The 19,222-nt window shown below is 66.6% G+C and carries 16 protein-coding genes; 12 read left to right on the plus strand and 4 right to left on the minus strand.

The window, feature by feature from the left end; genetic code table 11:
* Window positions 1-37: 37 nt before the first annotated feature.
* The 9 genes from AC1REK_RS10315 to AC1REK_RS10355 all read left to right on the plus strand — a co-directional run bounded on the left by AC1REK_RS10315 (window position 38) and on the right by AC1REK_RS10355 (window position 12,423).
* Window positions 38-1,468: a type VI secretion system protein TssA gene (locus tag AC1REK_RS10315; protein WP_492268111.1), complete on the plus strand. Its 1,431-nt coding sequence runs from the start codon at window positions 38-40 to the stop codon at window positions 1,466-1,468.
* A 235-nt stretch (window positions 1,469-1,703) separates the two neighbouring features.
* Window positions 1,704-2,240 carry a type VI secretion system contractile sheath small subunit gene (gene tssB / locus AC1REK_RS10320; protein ID WP_316020827.1) on the plus strand — a complete coding sequence of 179 codons (537 nt, stop codon included), beginning with the start codon at window positions 1,704-1,706 and terminating at the stop codon, window positions 2,238-2,240.
* Between the two features lie 11 nt (window positions 2,241-2,251).
* Window positions 2,252-3,754 (plus strand): type VI secretion system contractile sheath large subunit, encoded by a 1,503-nt coding sequence (gene tssC / locus AC1REK_RS10325; RefSeq protein WP_316020828.1) that lies wholly within the window; start codon window positions 2,252-2,254, stop codon window positions 3,752-3,754.
* Window positions 3,755-3,910: 156 nt separating this feature from the next.
* A complete protein-coding gene (locus tag AC1REK_RS10330) occupies window positions 3,911-4,393 on the plus strand; it encodes an Hcp family type VI secretion system effector (protein WP_316020829.1) in 483 nt (160 codons plus the stop codon).
* Between the two features lie 219 nt (window positions 4,394-4,612).
* Complete coding sequence (locus AC1REK_RS10335; protein ID WP_316020830.1) at window positions 4,613-5,158, plus strand: type VI secretion system baseplate subunit TssE; 546 nt, start codon at window positions 4,613-4,615, stop codon at window positions 5,156-5,158.
* Between the two features lie 6 nt (window positions 5,159-5,164).
* Window positions 5,165-7,126: a type VI secretion system baseplate subunit TssF gene (gene tssF, locus AC1REK_RS10340; RefSeq protein WP_492268110.1), complete on the plus strand. Its 1,962-nt coding sequence runs from the start codon at window positions 5,165-5,167 to the stop codon at window positions 7,124-7,126.
* Entirely contained in the window at window positions 7,123-8,238 is a 1,116-nt protein-coding gene (gene tssG, locus AC1REK_RS10345; protein WP_492268109.1) for a type VI secretion system baseplate subunit TssG, read from the plus strand. The genes tssF and tssG overlap by 4 nt, the downstream gene beginning before the upstream one ends.
* Before the next feature lie 9 nt (window positions 8,239-8,247).
* Entirely contained in the window at window positions 8,248-10,932 is a 2,685-nt protein-coding gene (gene tssH / locus AC1REK_RS10350; protein ID WP_492268108.1) for a type VI secretion system ATPase TssH, read from the plus strand.
* Between the two features lie 153 nt (window positions 10,933-11,085).
* Window positions 11,086-12,423 carry a M23 family metallopeptidase gene (locus AC1REK_RS10355; RefSeq protein WP_492268107.1) on the plus strand — a complete coding sequence of 446 codons (1,338 nt, stop codon included), beginning with the start codon at window positions 11,086-11,088 and terminating at the stop codon, window positions 12,421-12,423.
* Between the two features lie 107 nt (window positions 12,424-12,530).
* Here AC1REK_RS10355 and AC1REK_RS10360 read toward each other — a convergent pair whose 3' ends face one another.
* Window positions 12,531-12,932, minus strand: a complete 402-nt coding sequence (locus tag AC1REK_RS10360; RefSeq protein ID WP_492268106.1) for a nuclear transport factor 2 family protein — start codon at window positions 12,930-12,932, stop codon at window positions 12,531-12,533.
* A 71-nt stretch (window positions 12,933-13,003) separates the two neighbouring features.
* On the minus strand, window positions 13,004-13,189 hold the full coding sequence (locus AC1REK_RS10365) for a hypothetical protein (RefSeq protein WP_316020836.1): 186 nt from the start codon (window positions 13,187-13,189) through the stop codon (window positions 13,004-13,006).
* A gap of 313 nt (window positions 13,190-13,502) precedes the next feature.
* Between AC1REK_RS10365 and AC1REK_RS10370 the strand changes: the two genes are divergently transcribed.
* The 3 genes from AC1REK_RS10370 to AC1REK_RS10380 are packed head-to-tail and all read left to right on the plus strand — an operon-like array spanning window position 13,503 to window position 16,806.
* On the plus strand, window positions 13,503-14,261 hold the full coding sequence (locus tag AC1REK_RS10370) for a phosphoadenylyl-sulfate reductase (RefSeq protein ID WP_492268105.1): 759 nt from the start codon (window positions 13,503-13,505) through the stop codon (window positions 14,259-14,261).
* Window positions 14,192-15,160 (plus strand): sulfate adenylyltransferase subunit CysD, encoded by a 969-nt coding sequence (cysD, locus tag AC1REK_RS10375; RefSeq protein ID WP_492268104.1) that lies wholly within the window; start codon window positions 14,192-14,194, stop codon window positions 15,158-15,160. The genes AC1REK_RS10370 and cysD overlap by 70 nt, the downstream gene beginning before the upstream one ends.
* Window positions 15,160-16,806 carry a sulfate adenylyltransferase subunit 1 gene (locus AC1REK_RS10380; protein ID WP_492268103.1) on the plus strand — a complete coding sequence of 549 codons (1,647 nt, stop codon included), beginning with the start codon at window positions 15,160-15,162 and terminating at the stop codon, window positions 16,804-16,806. The genes cysD and AC1REK_RS10380 overlap by 1 nt, the downstream gene beginning before the upstream one ends.
* A 172-nt stretch (window positions 16,807-16,978) precedes the next feature.
* Here the strand turns inward: AC1REK_RS10380 and AC1REK_RS10385 are convergent, their stop codons facing one another.
* The gene (locus AC1REK_RS10385; RefSeq protein WP_492268102.1) at window positions 16,979-17,410 is read right to left on the minus strand and encodes a RidA family protein; all 432 of its coding nucleotides are present in this window, start codon (window positions 17,408-17,410) and stop codon (window positions 16,979-16,981) included.
* 26 nt (window positions 17,411-17,436) lie between these two features.
* Window positions 17,437-19,083, minus strand: a complete 1,647-nt coding sequence (locus AC1REK_RS10390) for a benzoate-CoA ligase family protein (RefSeq protein WP_492268101.1) — start codon at window positions 19,081-19,083, stop codon at window positions 17,437-17,439.
* Window positions 19,084-19,222 lie beyond the last annotated feature (139 nt).

A 19,222-nucleotide genomic window follows, 5' to 3' on the forward strand; every position in this document is an offset into this window, starting at 1 on the left:
GCGCCGCGTGGCGTCCGCATTTTGACCGAGGGGGCTCATGGCGGCGTTGAACTTCGCTGATCTGGCCGGGCCGGTTCTGGTGGATGGCCCTTGCGGCCCGGATCCCGAAGAAGACGCGGACCTCACCAACATCATTGCGCATCTCGAAGTGATGCTGCCGACATCCTATTTCGAGCGGTCGGCGATCGATTTCCCTGTCGCCTTCGCCGATATCGCTAAGGTCCTTAAGCTCAGCCGCGACATTCGCGTGCTGGTGCTGGCCGGCAAGCTCTGCCTGCTCAACCGCGACATCCCCGGCTTTTCCGCTTGCCTTGACCTGATTGCGGGTCATCTCTCGCAATACTGGAAGGAGGTGCATCCCCGTGCCGAGGGGGAGAGTCTCACCCTGCGCGAGGCCGCGCTGCAGAGTCTCGACGACCTCGCCACGGTGGTGCTGCCGCTGCAGCATGCGCCGCTCCTGACCAGCAAGCGGATCGGCCCGCTGGTCTTCCGCAGTCAGCTCGTCGCCACTGGTGCGATCCAGCCTGACGAGACCGAGCAGCACCCTGACGGGGGCGCGATCCAGGCCGCGCTCGACGAACTCGCCAAACACAACCCTGCGGAGCTGAAGGCGGGGTTCGACCAAGTCGTGGCGATCCGCGAAGCGATAGCCCAGATCCGCGCGATCTGGAACGAGCGGGCGGGAGGCGGCGGGGCGCTGAGCTTTCCGCGTCTTTCGGCCCTGGTCGGCCAGATCATCAGCCTTCTCGAACCCTTTGCCGGCCGGAGTGCTCCGCAGGAGACGGGCGAGCCTGCTGCGGATGCCGGCTCTCCGGCCGCGGTTTCGCTGGCGCCGCTTGTCCTGCCGGCCGGCGCCTGCGCCTCCGTGCCGGAGGCGCGTGCCGCGCTTTCCGCCTGCCTCGCCTATTTCCGCCACTCCGAGCCTTCGAGCCCGGCGGTGCTGCTGATCGGACAGGCGCAGCGGCTGATCGGCAAGTCGCTGATCGAGGTGATCCAGATCATGTTTCCCGAGCATGTCGACAAGGCGATCCTCGAGATCGGCACCGAGCCGCGCTTCCAGCTCCCGCTCGAGCGGTTGAATGCGTCGGAGGATTACGAGGATTCCGGAGGCGACGGCTACGAGGAGCAGCCAAGCGACGCCTGGCAGGAGAGCTCGGAGGAGGAGAGCGAGGCAGAAGCGACCGAACACGAGCGCGGCGGCGCGGAGAGCGAGCCCGAGCCGGCTACTGAGCCGGTCGCTGTCACCGCGACCGCGTCGGCCTCCGAGGCTGCGGCGCAGAGTGTCGCGAACCGCGCCGAGGCCGTCAGTCGGATGAGGGCAGTGGCCGCCTTCTATCGACTCGTCGAGCCCTCGAACCCTGTGCCGCTCCTGATGGATAAAGCCTGCGCGCTCGCGCAACAGGATTTCATGTCGCTGCTGAGCGATATCCTTCCTGAAGTAGGCATACGCAGGAGCGTCGACGAATAGGCTCCCGGATACTTACTCGCCCGGGAGAAGTCCCCTTGCGACTGGCGTCGTCATGCCTGCCGGTGTCGACGAATTCACGAATTCGCGATTGGTTTGCATGGCTGATCGGCACGGCGTGAGCAGTTCAACAGGAACTGTCAAGCTGACGGCAATTGTGTATGGTATAGCGAGCTAGGTGACTTGGCGTGGTGTCACGCTACCTTTGCGTGATGCCTCTAGAGGAAGGGGCGCTGACATGGCCGGGGATTCTGGGCAGAAGTTCATTCGCCGAAACAGACCGCCGCGGGTCCACATCACATATGAGGACCCCTACAACGCCGAGCAGAAGATCGAACTGCCCTTTGTGATGGGCGTCCTCGCCGACCTCTCCGGCAACGCTTCCGCCGTCGAGAAGCCCGATATCTCCGAGCGTAAATTCCTCGACATCGACATGGACAATTTCGATCAGCGCATGGCGGCGATCGAGCCCGGTGTCGCCTTCAACGTGCCCAACAAGCTCGGCGGCGACGGCAGTGAAAAGCTCTCGGTGGCTCTGAAGTTCACCAAGTTCGACGACTTCAATCCGGCTGCCATCGCCCGCCAGATTCCGGCCACTGCGAAGCTGCTGGAGGCGCGCGAGCAGCTCGCCAACCTGCTGCGCTACATGGACGGCAAGATGGCGGCGAGCGACCAGATCAAGGCGTTGCTGGCCGACCCGCAACTCATGGCTGCGATGAAGGACAAGCTCGGCGAGAAGTCGGCTGACGGCAACAAGCAAAACGGCAACGGTTGAGCGAGGCGGCCATGGCGGAAACACAAATCCAGCAGCCCGGCGGAGCAGTAGCCGAGACGCGGGACGCGGACGAGTTCGCGAACGTTCTCAAGCAGAGCTTCAAGCCGAAGACCGAGCGCGCCGCGACCGAAGTCGAGAATGCGGTAGCGACCCTCGTAAACCAGGCGCTCGCCGACTCGACGCTGATCAAGACCGACGTGCTCGACACGATCGAGGAGATGATCGCGCGGCTCGACGCCAAGCTGACCGAGCAGATCAACGAGGTGCTGCACGCGCCCGAATACCAGAAGATCGAGAGCGCCTGGCGCGGTCTGAATTACCTTGTCTTCAACTCCGAGACGGACTCGCAGCTGAAGATCAAGGTGATGAATGTCGGCAAGAACGAGCTCTACCGCAATCTCAAGACCTACCCCGGCGCCCGCTGGGATCAGAGCCCGCTCTTCAAGCAGGTCTATGAGCAGGAGTTCGGCCAGCTCGGCGGTCAGCCCTTCGGCTGCCTGATCGGCGACTACCACTTCAGCCATCTGGCAACAGACGTGCAGTTGTTGCGCGATCTCTCCAAGGTCGCGGCCTCAGCCCATGCCCCCTTCTTCGCCGCCGCCGACCCCACCTTGATGGGCATGGATGCCTGGACGGAGCTGTCCAATCCGCGCGATCTCGGCAAGGTCTTCGACACACCGGATTATGCGGCCTGGAAGTCGCTGCGCGACGCCGCGGACTCCCGCTATATGGGGCTGTGCCTGCCGCGCGTGCTTTCGCGCGTGCCTTACGGCGCCAAGTCGGAGCCGGTCGAGGAGTTCGCCTTCGAGGAGGATACCGACGGCCACAGAGGCGAAAAATACGCCTGGATGAACGCGGCCTATGCGATGGCCGTCAACATCAATCGTGCCTACAAGGAATATGGCTGGTGTACCCGTATCCGCGGCGTGCAGTCGGGTGGCGAGGTCCTGAACCTGCCGACACATACCTTCCCGACCGATGATGGCGGCGTCGACCTGAAATGCCCGACCGAGATCGCGATCAGTGACCGGCGTGAGGCCGAGCTGGCGAAATCGGGGCTGATCCCGCTGATCCACCGCAAGAACACCGACAAGGCCGCATTCATCGGCGCGCAGTCGCTGTACAAGCCGAAGGCCTTCTTCGGGCCCGATGGCGTCGCGGCGACCGCGTCCGACAATCTGTCCTCGCGGCTGCCATACATGTTCGCCGTCTCACGTTTCGCGCACTACCTCAAATGCATGGTGCGCGACAAGGTCGGCTCCACCAAGGAGCGCGAACCCCTGCGTCGCTGGCTGCAGGAGTGGATCACCGACTATATCGACGGCGATCCCGTCAATTCCAGCGAGGAGACGAAGGCGCGTCGACCGCTTTCCGATGCGCGCATCGACGTCTTCGAAGACGAGGAGAACCCCGGATATTATTCGGCAAAGTTCTATCTCAGGCCGCATTTCCAGCTCGAAGGGATGGATATCGGCCTGAGCCTGGTCTCGCGCCTGCCTGGGCGAAAGGAATAAGGCGTCGCGCGCTTTCGGGCGCGCGAAGTCTCCAGCCTGTGCCTACCCCGTGCCCGCTCGCATCGGGGCTGAGCGGTCGCGCGCCGGTGCCACCCCGCGAGCGATGCGCCGTCGCAATCGACTTCGTCAGATGACGGTCAAACACTGGAGAGAAAGATGGCTAGCGACTTCCTGCTCGAGATTGAGGGAATCAAGGGCGAGAGCCACGATTCCAAGCACAAGGAAACGATCGAGATCGAATCCTTCTCCTGGGGGGCGAGCAATTCCGGCACCCATTCCTCGGGTTCCGGCGGCGGTGCCGGCAAAGTCAGCTTCCAGGACCTGCATTGCACGGCCAATGTCAGCAAGGCTTCGCCTGTGTTGATGTTGTCCTGCGCCTCCGGAAAGCACATCAAGAAGGCTGTTCTGTTCGTCCGCAAGCAGGGCAAGGATCAGCAGGAATTCTATACTGTTACCCTGCAGGATCTACTCGTCTCCAGTTACCAGTCCGGCGACTCGACCGGCGGCAATCCGGTGCCGACCGACCAGTTCTCGCTGAACTTCGCCAAGATCAAGTTCGAGTACAAATTCCAGAAGGATGACGGCACGCTTGGCGCGCCCTCGACCGGGACCTGGGACATCAAGGCCAATAAGGAGTGACGGGCCGGGCCCTGGCGCGTTCGCGGCGGGGCCCGTCAGGCGCGGGAACGCTGCGGCTGCCTTCCCGAGAGGTGCCGCAGCGGCCGCGGTTCGGTCGGCGACAGGCCGATCCGACGAGGGGCAGGAGCTTGCGGAGGCGGTTCCTGCAGCCTCTTGCAGAGGTTGCGGCTCGGGCGCGGCGATGCCCGATTGTCGGGCAGGCGGATGGAGGGCTTGGTCATGGACGCGAGAGCGAAGAACAGGCTGCGCCCGCCACTGATGTTCGCGTTCCGGGAGGCGCATCGCAGCAAGGATGCGAAAACGCCGCTCGATCTGCGCGACGCCGGCGGCGAACGCGTCATCGCCGGGCGCCGTGCCGCGCCGCGGGCCGCGATCACCGAACAGAAGCTGCGGCAGGAGATCGCGGTCGATCTCGATGCGTTGGTCAACACGACCAACCTCGCATCCTCGGCCGATCTCTCGCGTTTCGAGCATGTCCGGCGCTCCGTGCTCAATCACGGCTTTCCCGACATCGCGAACCGTTCCATCGACGAATACCGCGTCGGCTCGATCCGGGACGAACTGGCTGATGTGCTCATCGGCTACGAGCCGCGCCTGATCCGCCAGTCCATCGCCGTCGAGCGGGACGAGAGCATCGACAAGGCCGAGCTGAAGGTCCGCTTCCTCGTCCGGGCCGACCTCAATTGCGAGCCGGTCGACGTGCCGGTTCAGTTCGTCGCCGATGTCGAGCTCGACACCGGCAAGATCGCGATCAAGAGCCGATAGCGCCTCATGAACCAAGAGTTCCTGGATTTCTACAATCGCGAGCTCCGGCTCTTCGAGGAACACACCAAGGAATTCGCGGAGGAGTATCCGGGGATCGCGGAGCGGCTCGGCGGTCTGGTCGGCGAGCGCATGGATCCGATGGTTCGGGGACTGCTGGACGGAGCCGCCTTCCTTGCGGCGCGGGTCCAGCTCAAGCTCAAGCACGAGTTCCCCGAATTCACCAACAACCTGCTCGAACAGCTGATTCCGAACTATCTGGCGCCCACTCCCTCGGCACTACTCGCCGGCATGATGCCGCTTTATGCCGATCCGGGGCTGCGCGAGGGCGTGCACGTTCCGCGTGGGGCCTATCTCGACGCGACCTATGTCGAGCGCGACCGGCGCGTCGCCTGCCGCTATCGGCTGGGGGCGGAGGTGATGCTCTGGCCGTTCGACGTGGCGGGGGCCGAGTATATTCCCGCGCCCGGGCCGCTGCAGGCACTGGGCCTGCCGCCCGACGCACGCGTGCTCTCGGGGCTTCGCCTGTCGTTGACCCACCGGACCGCCAGCGATCCTGCAGACGAGCCGGGCGCGGCGCAGGCGGCCAAGCTGCCGATGAGCTGGTTTGCCGGCTGCAAATGCCGCGAGCTGAAGGTGCATCTTCTCGGTGGCGAAGCCGATGCGGTCGCTCTCTACGAGCAGTTGTTCGCCAACTGCGTCGGGATCTATTTCCGCCATCTCGACGAGTTCGGCGATCCCGTGATCACCTCCGGGGCCGAGTGCACGCTCGAGCAGATCGGCTTCGACGAGGACGAGGCCCTGTTGCCTGCCGATACGCGGGTGTTCCGGGGCTTCGACCTGCTGCGCGAGTATTTCTGGTTCCCACGCAAATTCCTCGGCTTCAGGATAGGCGGCCTGGAGCGGATCATGCCGCGGCTCAAGTCCAAGAATGTCGACGTGATCTTCGCCTTCAACGAGGTCAACACGCGGCTCGCGGCGGCGGTGCAGCGCGCGATGTTCGCGCTCTATGCCGCGCCGGCCGTCAACCTGTTCGAGAAGACGACAGACCGCATTCCGGTGCGCAAGAACGAGCACGAGTACCACGTGGTGCCCGATCGCAGCCGAATGCTGGATTACGAGCCGCACAGCATCCTCGATGTCTACGCGCATTATGTCGGCGGCCGCGAGAAGCAGAAGGTGCACCCGCTCTACTCCTCGCCAGAAGGGGCTTCGCCGACGCAGGGGCTGCTCTATACGCAACGCCGGCTGCCGCGCCGCCGCGGGGCGGCTGAGCGTCGCGAGGGACGTGAGACTGATTATGTTGGCACCGAGATGTTCATCTCGCTGGCCGAACCCGCGACGGTCAGTGACGCCACTTCGGCGGCAGAGCTCAGCGTGCGGGCGCTCTGCTCGAACCGTCACCTCACCGAGCATTTGCCGACCGGGACCGGCGGAGCGGATTTCCGCCTGATCGACAATGTCGCGCTCGACATCGTTTGCCTCGCGGGGCCGACGCCGCCGCGCGAGCCTATCGTCTCGCAGCTCAGGCTGCGTTCGGAGACGGCGAGCACCGGCGTCGTCACCTGGCGCCTGATCAACCTGCTCAGCCTCAACCAACTCGGTCTTGTCCAGCACGGTGCCGGACGCAATGGCGAGGCGCTGCGCGAGATGCTCTCGCTTTTCGCCGATCTCGCCGACGGCGCGATTGAGCGCCGCATCCGCGGGGTCAAGAGCGTCGACAGCCGGCCGGTCGTTCGCCGCTTCCCGCAACGGGGCGGAACCGGCGCGGCGCGGGGGCTCGAAGTCACCGTTCTATTCGACGAGAAGGCCTTCGAGGGCAGCGGCGTCTTCCTGCTCGGCGCGGTGCTCGACCGTTTCCTTGCCGAATACGCGGCCATGAACCACTTCACCCAGACGGTGATCCGCACCGTCGAGCGCGGCGAGATCATGCGCTTTCCGCCGCGCGCTGGCGCGAGGCGGATTCTGTGAGCGCCCAGCACGATACGGTCCCGCCGGACGCGCTCGAGGGCTTGCGCGTCGAGCCGCCCTTCATCGAAGCCTTGCGGGCCGAACCCTGGCGTCACGACTTCTACGCGGTGCTGCGGCGGATCGAGCGCAGCTTCCCCGAGCGCGAGCGCATCGGCGACGTGGCGGCGCGTCGCGACGAGTACCTGGCGCTCGGCGAGCAGGCCTATATGGACTTCCCGGCCTCGACGCTCGCGGAGGCGGACCGGGACGGGCAGGGGCGGCTGCGGCTCTTCGTCAAGTTCCTTGGCCTGCTCGGGCCGCAGGGCGCGCTGCCTCTGGCAACCACCGAGGAGAGTTATCACTGGCAGATCGCGCGCGACGACGCCTTTCCGCGCTTCCTCGACATCTTCAACCACCGCTTCCTGCAGCTTTTCTTTCGGGCCTGGGCGGATTCTCGGCCGATCGCCCAACATGACCGGCCCGATCTCGACCGGTTCGTCGCCTATGTCGGAAGCATGACCGGCCTCGGCTCGAAGCCCTACCAGAATCTGGACAGCGTGCCGGATGCCGAAAAACTCGCCCATGCCGGGCTGACTGGAGCGCAGGCAAAGTCCGCCTCGCGCCTGCGCAGCCTGCTCACCGGGCTGTTCGACATCGAGGTCGAGGTCGAGCAGTTCGTCGGCATGTGGCTGGCCTTCGATCCGGCCGATCGAACCAGGCTCGGCCTCTGGCATTGTGCGCTCGGCAGCAATGCCCTGGTCGGGGCCAGCGTCTACAGCGTCGAGGACAAGTTCCGGCTGCGGATCGTCGCCCGCGACATGGAGCAGTTCGACCGCTTCCTGCCCAATGGCGACCGCTGCGAGCCTTTGGCCGATGCGGTGTTCTTCTATCTCGGCGAGCAGTTCGAATGGGATGTCGAGCTTGCCCTGCCGGTCGGCAAGGTCAGGCCGATGCAGCTCGGGCGCTTCGGGGCGCTCGGCTGGTCGAGCTGGGTCTCGCCAAACTGGGACGTGCCCGACGGGACGCTCCGGCGCGATGCGCGTTTCCACCCGGCCGAGCGCATGCGCCAGAAGCGCAGCCGGCAAAGCCAGGCTCCCCATGCTCAGGACGCTCGCCCAAAAGACCGACGATAGGAGACAGGCATGGCCGACATCAGTCTCGAAGCCGTCACCGGCAAGCTCAACCGCGTCGGCTACGAAGCCTTCATCCAGGCGCTGCGCCAGGCCAAGGGAGCCGGGAACCGCAATGTCGAGCTGGCGCATTGGCTCGCCCAGATCCTGCAGCGCCGCTCGACCGATATCGGGCTGACAGCGCAGCATTACGGGCTCGACATGGCCCGGCTCGCGACCGATATCGGCGGCGTCATCGAGGGCTTCCGCAAGAACGAGACGGAGATGCCCGGCGTCGCCAACAACGTCGTCGACGTGCTCGACCGCGGCTGGCACTACGCCACCCTGTTCTTCGGAGAGACGCAGATCAGGACCGGCCATGTCCTGGTTGCGGCGCTGAAGTCGCTGGAGCTGAAGCGCGCGCTGACCGCGATCTCGCGGGAGTTCGGCAAGATCCCGGTCGAGGAACTCGCCGCCGGCCATGCGAAGATCTGGAAGGACTCGGAGGAGGAGAACCTGCGGCCGATGGACGGTTCTGGCCTGCGCGCCGCCGGCACGCCCGGCGCCGAGCAGGCGGACGGGCCGAAGGGCACGACAGCGCTCGACCGCTTCTCGCAGGACCTGACCGAAAAGGCGCGCTCCGGCACGATGGACCCGATCCTCGGCCGGGACGACGAAATCCGCCAGGTCATCGACGTGCTGATGCGCCGGCGCCAGAACAATCCGATCCTCACGGGTGAGGCCGGCGTCGGCAAGACGGCGATCGCCGAAGGCTTCGCGCAACGCGTCGTCGCGGGCGACGTGCCGCCGCCGCTGCGCGGGGTCAAGGTCTGCGCCCTCGATATCGGCCTGATGCAGGCCGGCGCCTCGATGAAGGGCGAGTTCGAGCAGCGTCTGCGCTCGGTCATCGACGAGGTGCAGTCCTCGCCGACGCCGGTGATCCTGTTCATCGACGAGGCGCACACGCTGATCGGCGCCGGCGGCGCGGCCGGCACGGGCGATGCCGCCAACTTGCTCAAGCCGGCTTTGGCGCGAGGCACGCTGCGCACCATCGCGGCGACCACCTGGTCGGAATACCGGCAGTATTTCGAGAAGGACCCGGCGCTGACCCGGCGCTTCCAGCCGGTGCAGGTCGACGAGCCCGATGTCGTTCGCTGCTGCACCATGCTGCGCGGGCTGATCGGGCCGATGGAGAAGCATCACAAGGTCCGCATCTCCGACGCCGCGATCGTCGCCGCCGTGCAGCTTTCCTCGCGCTACATCCCGGCGCGGCAATTGCCCGACAAGGCGGTGAGCCTGCTCGACACCGCCTGCGCTCGCGTCGCCATCAGCCAGACTGCGGTTCCGGCCGCGATCGAGGATGCCCGCGTCGGCCTCGCGGCGCTGGAGAAGGAAAGGGCGGCGCTGATCGCCGATCAGGATCTGGGCGATGCGACCGACGAGCGCCTCGGCAAGATCGAGGAGGAAAGCGCTGCGCTGAAGACGAAGCTCGAGAAGCTGGAAGCCGACTGGGCGTCCGAACTGGCGCTGGTGGAGGAGATCACGCTGCTGCGCGGCAAGCTCGGCGAGAAGCCAGCCGGGGAGGCCGCCGCCGCCGATGCCGAGGCGCAGGCAGACCCTGCCGCCGATCCCGAGGCCACGCGTGCCAGCCTGAAGGAGAAATTCAGTTCGCTCGGCGAGATCGATCCCGCCAACCGGATGATCTACGCCCATGTCGACGAGCAGTCCGTCGCCTCCGTCGTCTCCGACTGGACCGGAATCCCGGTCGGCCGCATGGTCAAGGACGAGATCGAGACCGTGCTCCATCTGGCCGAGACGTTGAACCGGCGCGTGGTCGGGCAGGGGCATGGCATCTCGATGATCGCCAAGCGCATCGAGACCAGCCGGGCCAAGCTCGACAACCCCAACAAGCCGATCGGCGTGTTCATGCTCTGCGGCCCGTCGGGGGTCGGCAAGACCGAGACGGCGCTCGCCCTGGCGGAGGCGCTCTATGGCGGCGAGCAGAACGTCATTACGATCAACATGAGCGAGTTCCAGGAGGCGCATACGGTCTCGACGCTGAAGGGCGCGCCTCCCGGCTATGTCGGCTATGGCGAAGGTGGCAGGTTGACCGAGGCGGTGCGCCGCAAGCCCTATTCGGTGGTGCTGCTCGACGAAGTCGAGAAGGCACATTCCGATGTGCACGAGCTGTTCTTCCAGGTCTTCGACAAGGGACAGATGGAGGACGGCACCGGCCGGCGTATCGACTTCAAGAACACACTGATCATCCTGACCTCGAATGTCGGCACCGACGAGATCATGCGCCTGGCTGGCGACGCGGCGAGCCGGGCCGATCCCGAGGCGCTCGCGCTGGCGCTGCGGCCGGCACTGCTGAAGGTCTTTCCGCCGGCGCTGATCGGGCGCCTGGTGACGATCCCCTACTACCCGCTCTCCGGCGAGATGCTCGGCGGCATCGTGCGGCTCCAGCTTGGCCGCATCGGCAAGCGCCTGCGCGACAATCACGGCGCGGCCTTCACCTATGACGATGCCGTGGTCGAGCACATCGTCGCGCAATGCAATGACCCGGATTCGGGCGGGCGCATGATCGACAACATCATCACCAACTCGATGCTGCCGGTGCTCTCGCGCAGCATCCTCAACCTGCAGCTGGAAAAGAGGCCGCTCACCGAGGCGAGCGTCAGCGTCGAGAATGGCGAGTTTCGCTACGTCTGCGTCTGACGGAGGGACGGCATTGGCGAGCCGGGACTATCGCGGCAACCCTCTGTTTGCACTATACTTATGCTCGATAATGGTGACGCCGCCTCGCTTCGCGTCACGCCACCGTGGCTCGCCGACAGCGCGATCTGGCAGCCGTGTATTGGAACCAGGGTCATGCAACCCGTTCGACTGAAGCGGCGCGACGAGGAGAGGGCCGTCGCGCCGGCGTCCAGCCCGCAGACCGGGCTTGGTCAACCGCCGCGGCGGCGGGGCTTTGGCTCGGGTGGTTCCTCGCGCGGTCGTGGCGGCCTGCTGCCTTGGTCGATCGCCATCGTGGCTTGCCTCGCCGCCGGCACGGCCGGCTATCTGCTTCATCGGGAAAAAGGCCGCGTCGCCGCCCTGGAGCAGGAACAGGCCTTCCTGCAGAGCAGCTATGACGAGAAACTGAAGGCGCTGCAGCGCCGCCTGGTCGGCGCGATCATGGCGCAGGGCGCCTCGCCCGGTGTTCCGGCGCAACCGGGGCAGGCACCCACCGCCGGGGGCGGCGCGCAGGACCATCTTGCCGATCTGATCACCCGGCAGATCGAACTCGAGGCACGCCAGGCGCTGCTGGGGGCGCTCGCAGGGCAGGCGGTCGGGCCGGTGCTGCCTCAGGGCGGGGCGCAGGCGCCCGGCGGCAATCAGTTCGCTGGCGAGTCCAGCATCATCGACAAGGTCAATCCGGCGGTGTTGGCGCAGCAGCGCCGCCAGGTTGCGGCGCAGGTCAAGGCGAGCGAGGCCCTGTCCCTCGATCAGCGCATCACCTTGCTCGGCCAGTCGCTCGACCGTGTCGAAAACGGCCAGTCACAGCAGATTGCCGGGCTGGGGCGGCAGTTCGTCGGCCGGGTCCAGGAGGTCAGGGTTGCGCTGGGCGAGATCGGCCTCGATCCGGCCAAGGTCAAGCTGCCGGCGGCGCGTGCTGGCATGGGCGGCCCGCTGGTTCCGCTCTCGGCCTCGATCAGGCCGGGCAGCTTCGAGCACGCGCTGATGCAGCTCAATCAGGCGCGTTCCGTCTACGGGCGCTGGCGCGATCTTGCGACCATCGTGCCGTTCCAGCGGCCGCTCGAGGGGGATGACAGCACGACCAGCAATTTCGGCCCGCGCAGCGACCCGTTCACCGGGCAGACGGCTATGCACGCCGGCATGGATTTCCGCGGTGAGACCGGCACGCCGGTGCGGGCGGCAGGCGCCGGGCAGGTGCTGCGCGCCGAGATCTCCGGCGGCTATGGCAATCTCGTCGAGCTCGACCATGGCAACGGCGTCACCACGCGATACGCCCATCTCAGCGCTTTGGACGTCAAGCCAGGCCAACTCGTCGCAGCCGGGCAGGTGATCGGCCGCGTCGGCTCGACCGGGCGCTCGACCGGGCCGCATCTGCACTATGAGACACGCCTGTCTGATCAGGCGCGAAATCCGCTGAAGTTCATCGAGATCGGCGACAAGCTCTCCGTCGGGCTCGGCGGCGTCCGCTAAGGCAGGGGCCGGTCGGTCGCCGCCCTTCTGAGCGCAGCTGTACGGAATGCCGGAAGCCTTCGGCGGACGCCGATGCGCCGCGAGGAATCGGATCGGCGAGGCGGCCTCTAGCTGGGGCTCTTGCCGTCGGCTGGCGCTTCGACCTCGCGCCAGGACGTGGCGGTATCGTAGAAAAAGCGCTCCTCGGCGATGCGGTCGCCCTCCCAGCGCTGGATCGCCAGTTCCTCCAGGCGTCGCGCACTGCCATCCTTGCCGATCGCGTCGAAGACCCAATGAACGACGACGCGGTCGCCATCGACCACCAGGGCGCGAGGCGGATGAGTATGCATGCGTTCCAGCCGCGCGAGCGCCTTCGCCTCATGCGCCATCAGGGCTTCGCGACCCCGGCGAGGCTCGCCGAGATTCTCCTGCATGCTGGCGCCTTCGGTATAGAAGTCGCGGATGGCGCCGACATGGTCCCCGCTGACGACCGCGGTGATGAAAGCCTCCACTCTGGCGCGCTCGGGCATGCTCCGTCTCCATCACGATGGCAGATCGAGATGGCATCGGCGTGCCACGGGCGCAACCGGGCGAGGGAAGATCAGGCCCGCCGCTGCTTCGGTGCTCCCGGCGTGGTCGGCGTCACCGGCGCCGCCGGATCGCTGGCGGGAAAGCTCTCGCGCAGGGCTTCGTCGAGCCGCTTCTCGGCCGAGCCATTGCCTTCCTGCTTCTGCTTGCGCTGTTCCTTGCGCAGACTTTCGACGGCCTTGTTGGCTGTTTTCGTCATGGCTTCCCCCTGTCGGTCACGTCGCTCCGCCGGTCGTCTTGCGACCGGTTCGGAGCCTTGCCGATCAAACGCGGGCCCTCGCCGGAAGGTTCCGAAGGCTGCCGGACGAGGCTTCGGACCGGGAGGATCTTCTCCATCGCCGGGCAAATATGGAATTTCACGCTACCGTCTGTGAATTGATGTTCTGCGGTCCCGGGGATATTGAGAATGTTCGTTTTACAGAACATTCGGGCGTTCCATGAAGCAGGCGGCGGAGTGTGGCGGCGACGGTATCAACCGAGTTTCAGCCCGGTCGACCGAGCGATCTGGCCTCGTGAAAGCGCTCAGCCATCAGGCCGAGGAGCTGATTGTCTCGTTCGGAACGACGGATGCCGCTGCAAGACTTGCTGGGCTCTGCGAGACGATCGACGGCCGGCTCGTCTTCACCACCAGCTTCGGCCTCGAGGATCAGGTCGTCACCCATCTGATCGCCACGCAGCGCCTGCCGGTCGAGATCGTGACGCTCGATACGGGACGGCTCTTTCCCGAGGTTCACTCGCTCTGGGCCCAGACCGAGGCTCGCTACGGGCTCGCCATCAAGCCGTTCTATCCGCGCCATCACGAGGTCGAAGGTTTCGTTCGCGAACATGGCATCAACGGCTTCTACGCCTCAATCGCGGCCCGCAAGGCCTGCTGCGGCGTACGCAAGGTCGAGCCGCTCGGCCGCGCGCTGGAGGGCGCTGCCGCCTGGATCACCGGCCTGCGCGCCGATCAGTCGGCGGCGCGCGGCGGTGTCGCACTTGCGGAGGCCGATGCCGAGCGCAGCCTCATCAAGTTCAACCCGCTCCTCGACTGGACGCGCGAGCAGGCGCTCGCCTTCGCGCGGGCGAACGAAGTGCCGCTCAACCCACTGCATGAGCAGGGCTTCCTCTCGATCGGCTGCCAGCCCTGCACCCGCGCGATCCGGCCCGGTGAGCCGGAGCGGGCCGGGCGCTGGTGGTGGGAGGGGGAGGCTGCGAAGGAATGCGGGCTGCATCTCGGCCCCGATGGCCGGCTGGTCCGCGCCAAGCCGACTGCGGAGGTCGCGGCGTGATCCAGCTCAGCCATCTGCAGAAGCTCGAAGCCGAGGCGATCTTCATCATCCGCGAGGTCGCCGCGACCTGCGAGAAACCGGTGCTGCTTTATTCGATCGGCAAGGACTCGGCCGTGCTGCTCCATCTCGCGATGAAGGCCTTCCAACCCGGCAAGCCGCCTTTCCCGCTGCTCCATGTCGATACGACCTGGAAGTTCCGGGAGATGATCGCCTTTCGCGACGAGACGGCGCGCCGGCTCGGGCTCGACCTGATCGTCCACATCAACGAGGAAGGCGTGCGCGCCGGCGTGAACCCGTTCAGCTCCGGTTCGCGCCTGCACACCGACGTCATGAAGACGCAGGGGCTGAAGCAGGCCCTCGACAAATATGGCTTCGACGCGGCCTTCGGCGGCGCCCGTCGCGACGAGGAGAAGAGCCGGGCCAAGGAACGGGTGTTCTCGCTGCGCTCGGCCCAGCATCGCTGGGACCCGAAGAACCAGCGGCCGGAGCCGTGGCGGCTCTTCAACACGCGCAAGGCGGCAGGCGAGAGTTTTCGCGTCTTTCCGCTGTCCAACTGGACCGAAAAGGACGTCTGGGACTACATCGCGCTCGAGAACATCCCGGTGGTGCCGCTCTATTTCGCCGCCCAGCGCCCGGTGGTGCACCGGAACGGCGCCTGGATCATGCGCGACGACGAGCGCATGGCCCTCTTGCCCGGCGAAGTGGTGGAGACCCGTATGGTCCGCTTCCGCACGCTCGGCTGCTACCCGCTGACCGGCGCGGTCGAGAGCGAGGCGGCGAGCCTCACCGACATCATCGCCGAAATGCGCTCCTCGCGCTCATCGGAGCGGGAAGGCCGCGTCATCGACCATGACGGTTCCGGCTCGATGGAGCAGAAGAAGCAGGAAGGCTATTTCTGATGGGCGCGCTCGCCGAGACAAGGGGCGCGCCGGCGCCCGTGGGCGCATTCCGCCCGGCCAATGACGAAGGCCAGAACGCCGAGGGCAGCGCCCGCGCCCTGCTGCGCTTCATCACCTGCGGCTCGGTCGACGACGGCAAGTCGACCCTGATCGGGCGCATCCTCTACGAGGCCGGTGCGGTCTTCGACGATCAATTGACCGCGCTCGATGCCGATTCCCGCAGGTTCGGCACGCAAGGGCAGGCGCCGGATTTCGCGCTGCTGGTCGATGGACTCTCGGCCGAGCGCGAGCAGGGCATCACCATCGATGTCGCCTATCGCTATTTCTCGACGGAGCAGCGCAGCTTCATCGTCGCCGACACGCCCGGCCACGAGCAGTATACCCGCAACATGGCGACCGGTGCCTCCACCGCCGATCTCGCCATCATCCTGGTCGATGCCCGCAAGGGGCTGCTGCCGCAGACAAGGCGCCATTCCTTCATCGTCTCGCTTGTCGGTGTGCGCCGGATCGTTGTGGCCGTGAACAAGATGGACCTCGTCGGCTATGACGAGGCGGTCTTCCGCCGGATCGAGCAGGACTACCGCGCCATGGCGGCGGGGCTCGGCTTCAGCACGATCGATTTCATCCCGGTCTCGGCCCGCGACGGCGAGAACGTCACGCAGGCTTCGCGCCTGACGCCCTGGTATCGCGGGCCGGCGCTGCTGCCTTTCCTCGAGGCTGTGACCGTTGCGGCCGAGGCGCGCGACGAGGCAGGCTTCGCCCTGCCGGTGCAATGGGTCAACCGGCCTGATCTCGACTTTCGCGGCTATGCCGGCATGGTCGCGCAGGGCCGCCTCCGCATTGGCGACAGTGTCGCAGTGCTGCCTACCGGGCGTCCCAGTACGATCGCCCGCATCCTCGCGCCATCCGGCGAGGTTTCGCAGGCGAGCGCCGGGCAGTCCGTCACCGTGACGCTTGCCGACGAGGTCGACGTCTCGCGCGGCGACGTCATCGCCTCGCTCGCCGATGGCCCTGTCGCCCGGCAGGAATTGCGGGCACGGCTGCTCTGGACCGGCGAGGCACCCCTGCGCGAGGGCGCCGAGTTCATCCTGAAGCTCGGCACCGCGACGGCAAATGCCAGCGTCACTCAATTGCAGCACAGGCTCGATGTCGAGAGCTTCGCCGAAGTGCCGGCCGATGACCTGCCGATGAACGCGATCGGTCTCGCGATGCTGCGGCTCGACCGGCCATTGGCCGTGCTGGACTATGCGGGGAGCCGCGAGCTCGGCGGTTTCATCCTGATCGAGCGGCTGAGCAACCAGACCGTCGCCTTCGGCTTCGTCGAGGAGTTGCGACCGGCGGCGCGGCTCGGGGCAGGTGCCACAGGGCAGGAAACGAGCCTGCCGCTACGCTTGCGCCGTGCGCTCGCGCACGAGGTCGGCCGGCCGGGCTCGGCCCAGCGCCGCGCCTTCGCGAGCGGCCTGAGCTGGCGGGCCGGGTCGAGCCTGATGCTGGCCGGGGCGACGATCGCGCTCGGCGCCTCTGGCGGCGTCGCGGCGACGCTGGCGGTCGGCGATTTCGTCCTGCGGCCGCTGGCCCACCGCGCGCATAAACGGCTCTGGCGCCGAGAGGGAGTTGGCGAACTGCAGGATGGGGCGGGGATCTGAGATTCTTCTGCGCGCCCCATTTTTCCTGTCATCCCGGGCGAAGCGCAGCATAGATCCGGGACCCATGCTGGAGCATCATGCGGACAGGCTCAGGCATGGATCCCGCATCGGCGCGGCCTTGCCGCTTGTCCGGGATGACCGTCCTGGAGAGGGTGCTGGATCAGGCCGGTCTTCAGCCAGCCAGCACGGCCGTGGCCTCGATCTCGACCATCGCCTCGGGCTCGACCAGCGCAGAGACGGCGACGACCGCCATGGCCGGGAAATGCCGGCCGAGATGGGCGCGGTAGACCGGTCCGAGCTCGGCGAGGCAGCCGCGATAGGCCTCGATATCGGTGACGTACCAGGTCAGGCGCATGATGTCGGTGACCTCGCCGCCGCCGGCCTCGACGACGGCCTTGATATTGGCGAGCGTCTGGCCGACCTGGCCGAGGAAATCCCTGGCGAAGACGCCGTTCACGTCCCAGCCGACAAGGCCGCCCGTGGTCAGGACCTTTCCTTGCGCGATCATGCCGTTGGCATAGCCGCGCGGCTGCGGCCAGCCCTCCGGCAGGACGGGGCGGGGCTTGCGCGTGGCGAGGTCGGAGGGCGGCGCACCGCTGGACATGGCGTCTTCCTGCAATGGTCTGGTCTTCAGGATGCGTCGGCGGCCTCGGCCCGGGCCATCTCGCGCAGCGCGAAACGCTGCAGCTTCCCGGTAGGCGTCTTCGGCAGGCTTGTCACGAAGGCGATGGCGCGCGGGTATTTGTAGGGCGCGATCGTCGCCTTGACGTGCTCCTGCAGCGTCTTCGCCATCGCCGCGTCGGCAGTGAATCCGGGCCGCAGCAGGACATAGGCCTTGACGATCTGGCCGCGATCCGGGCAGGGCGCGCCGACGACGCCGCATTCGGCCACCGCCTCGTGCGCTATGAGGCAGGCCTCGACCTCGGGGCCGGCGATGTTGTAGCCGGCCGAGACGATCATGTCGTCGGAGCGGGCCTGGTACCAGAAATAGCCGTCGGCATCGCGCAAATAGGTGTCGCCGGTGATGTTCCAGCCATTCTCGACATAGCGAGCCTGGCGGCTGTCGGCGAGATAGCGGCAGCCGGTCGGCCCGCGCACGGCGAGGCGTCCGGGCGTTCCGTCGGGCACTTCCTTGCCCTCCTCGTCGACGATCCTGGCCTCGTAGCCAGGGACCGGCAGGCCGGTCGCGCCCGGCCGAATCTTGTCGCGCGGTGCGCCGATGAAGATGTGCAGCATCTCGGTCGCGCCGATGCCGTCCATCAGCGGCAGCCCGGTCTTGGCCTGCCAGGCCTCGAAGGTCGCCTTGGGCAAGGTCTCGCCGGCCGAAACGCAGATCCGCAGGGAGGAGAGGTCGCGCCCCTCGGCCTGGGCGAGCATGGCGCGATAGGCGGTCGGCGCTGTGAAGCAGACGCTGGCCCGGTCCTGCTCGATCGCGGTCGCAAGATCGGCTGGCGCGGTCTTCTCGGGCAGGACGATGGCTGCGCCGATGCGCAACGGGAACAGCACGATGCCGCCGAGGCCGAAGGTGAAGGCAAGCGGCGGCGAGCCGATGAAGCGATCATCCGGCGAGGCCTGCAGCACCCGCGCGCCATAGCTGTCGCAGATCGCCAGGAGGTCGCGCTGGAAGTGCATCGTGCCCTTGGGCTCTCCGGTCGTGCCGGAGGTGAAGGCGATCAGGCAGACATCGTCCTGCGCCGTGTCCGCGGCGGCGAACGCCTCGTAACCGGGCTTCGCCATCAGGGCTTCGAGCGCGCCGTCTCCCCATGACACAATGGTCGAGAGTTCCGGCGCAAGCGATTGAGCAGAATTGAGATCGGCGACCACGCGATGGTCGCAGAGGGCAAGCGCGATCTTCGCCTTGCGGATCGGGTAGAGCAGTTCGCCGGTGCGCAGCATCGGCATCGTCGCGACGGCAACGCCACCGGCCTTGAGCACGGCGAGATAGGCGGCGACCATCATCGGCGTATTGGCGGCACGCAGCAGCACCCGATGGCCGGGGATGAGGCCGAGATCGTGGGTGAGCGCATTGGCGATGCGGTTCACCGTCTCGGCGAGCTGCACATAGCTCCAGGTTTCGCTCGGTCCGATCACGGCGAGGCGGTCGCCGCGTCCCTCGGCGACATGACGGTCGACCAGCTCGGTGACCACGTTCAGCCGCTCGGGATAGCTCAGCCCGGCGGCTGCGAGGTCGAGACGCGGCCAGCTTTCGCGCGGCGGCAGGTTGTCCCGCGCAAAGCTGTCCACATGTCCCGACCGCAAGAGATCTGCGGTACCCATCTCGTTCCCCTGGCTTCGTCTGTCTTGTCCGCAGCCCTCATCTTGAGGAGCGCCCCCCAGGAGCACGTCTCGAAGAATGCTCCGGTTGGTTCCGGAGTCTCCCCGATCATCCGTCGGGACGCCGCTTTCGCGGCTCCTC

It is taken from the genome of Allobosea sp. GW823-FHT02B03 (assembly GCF_058797755.1).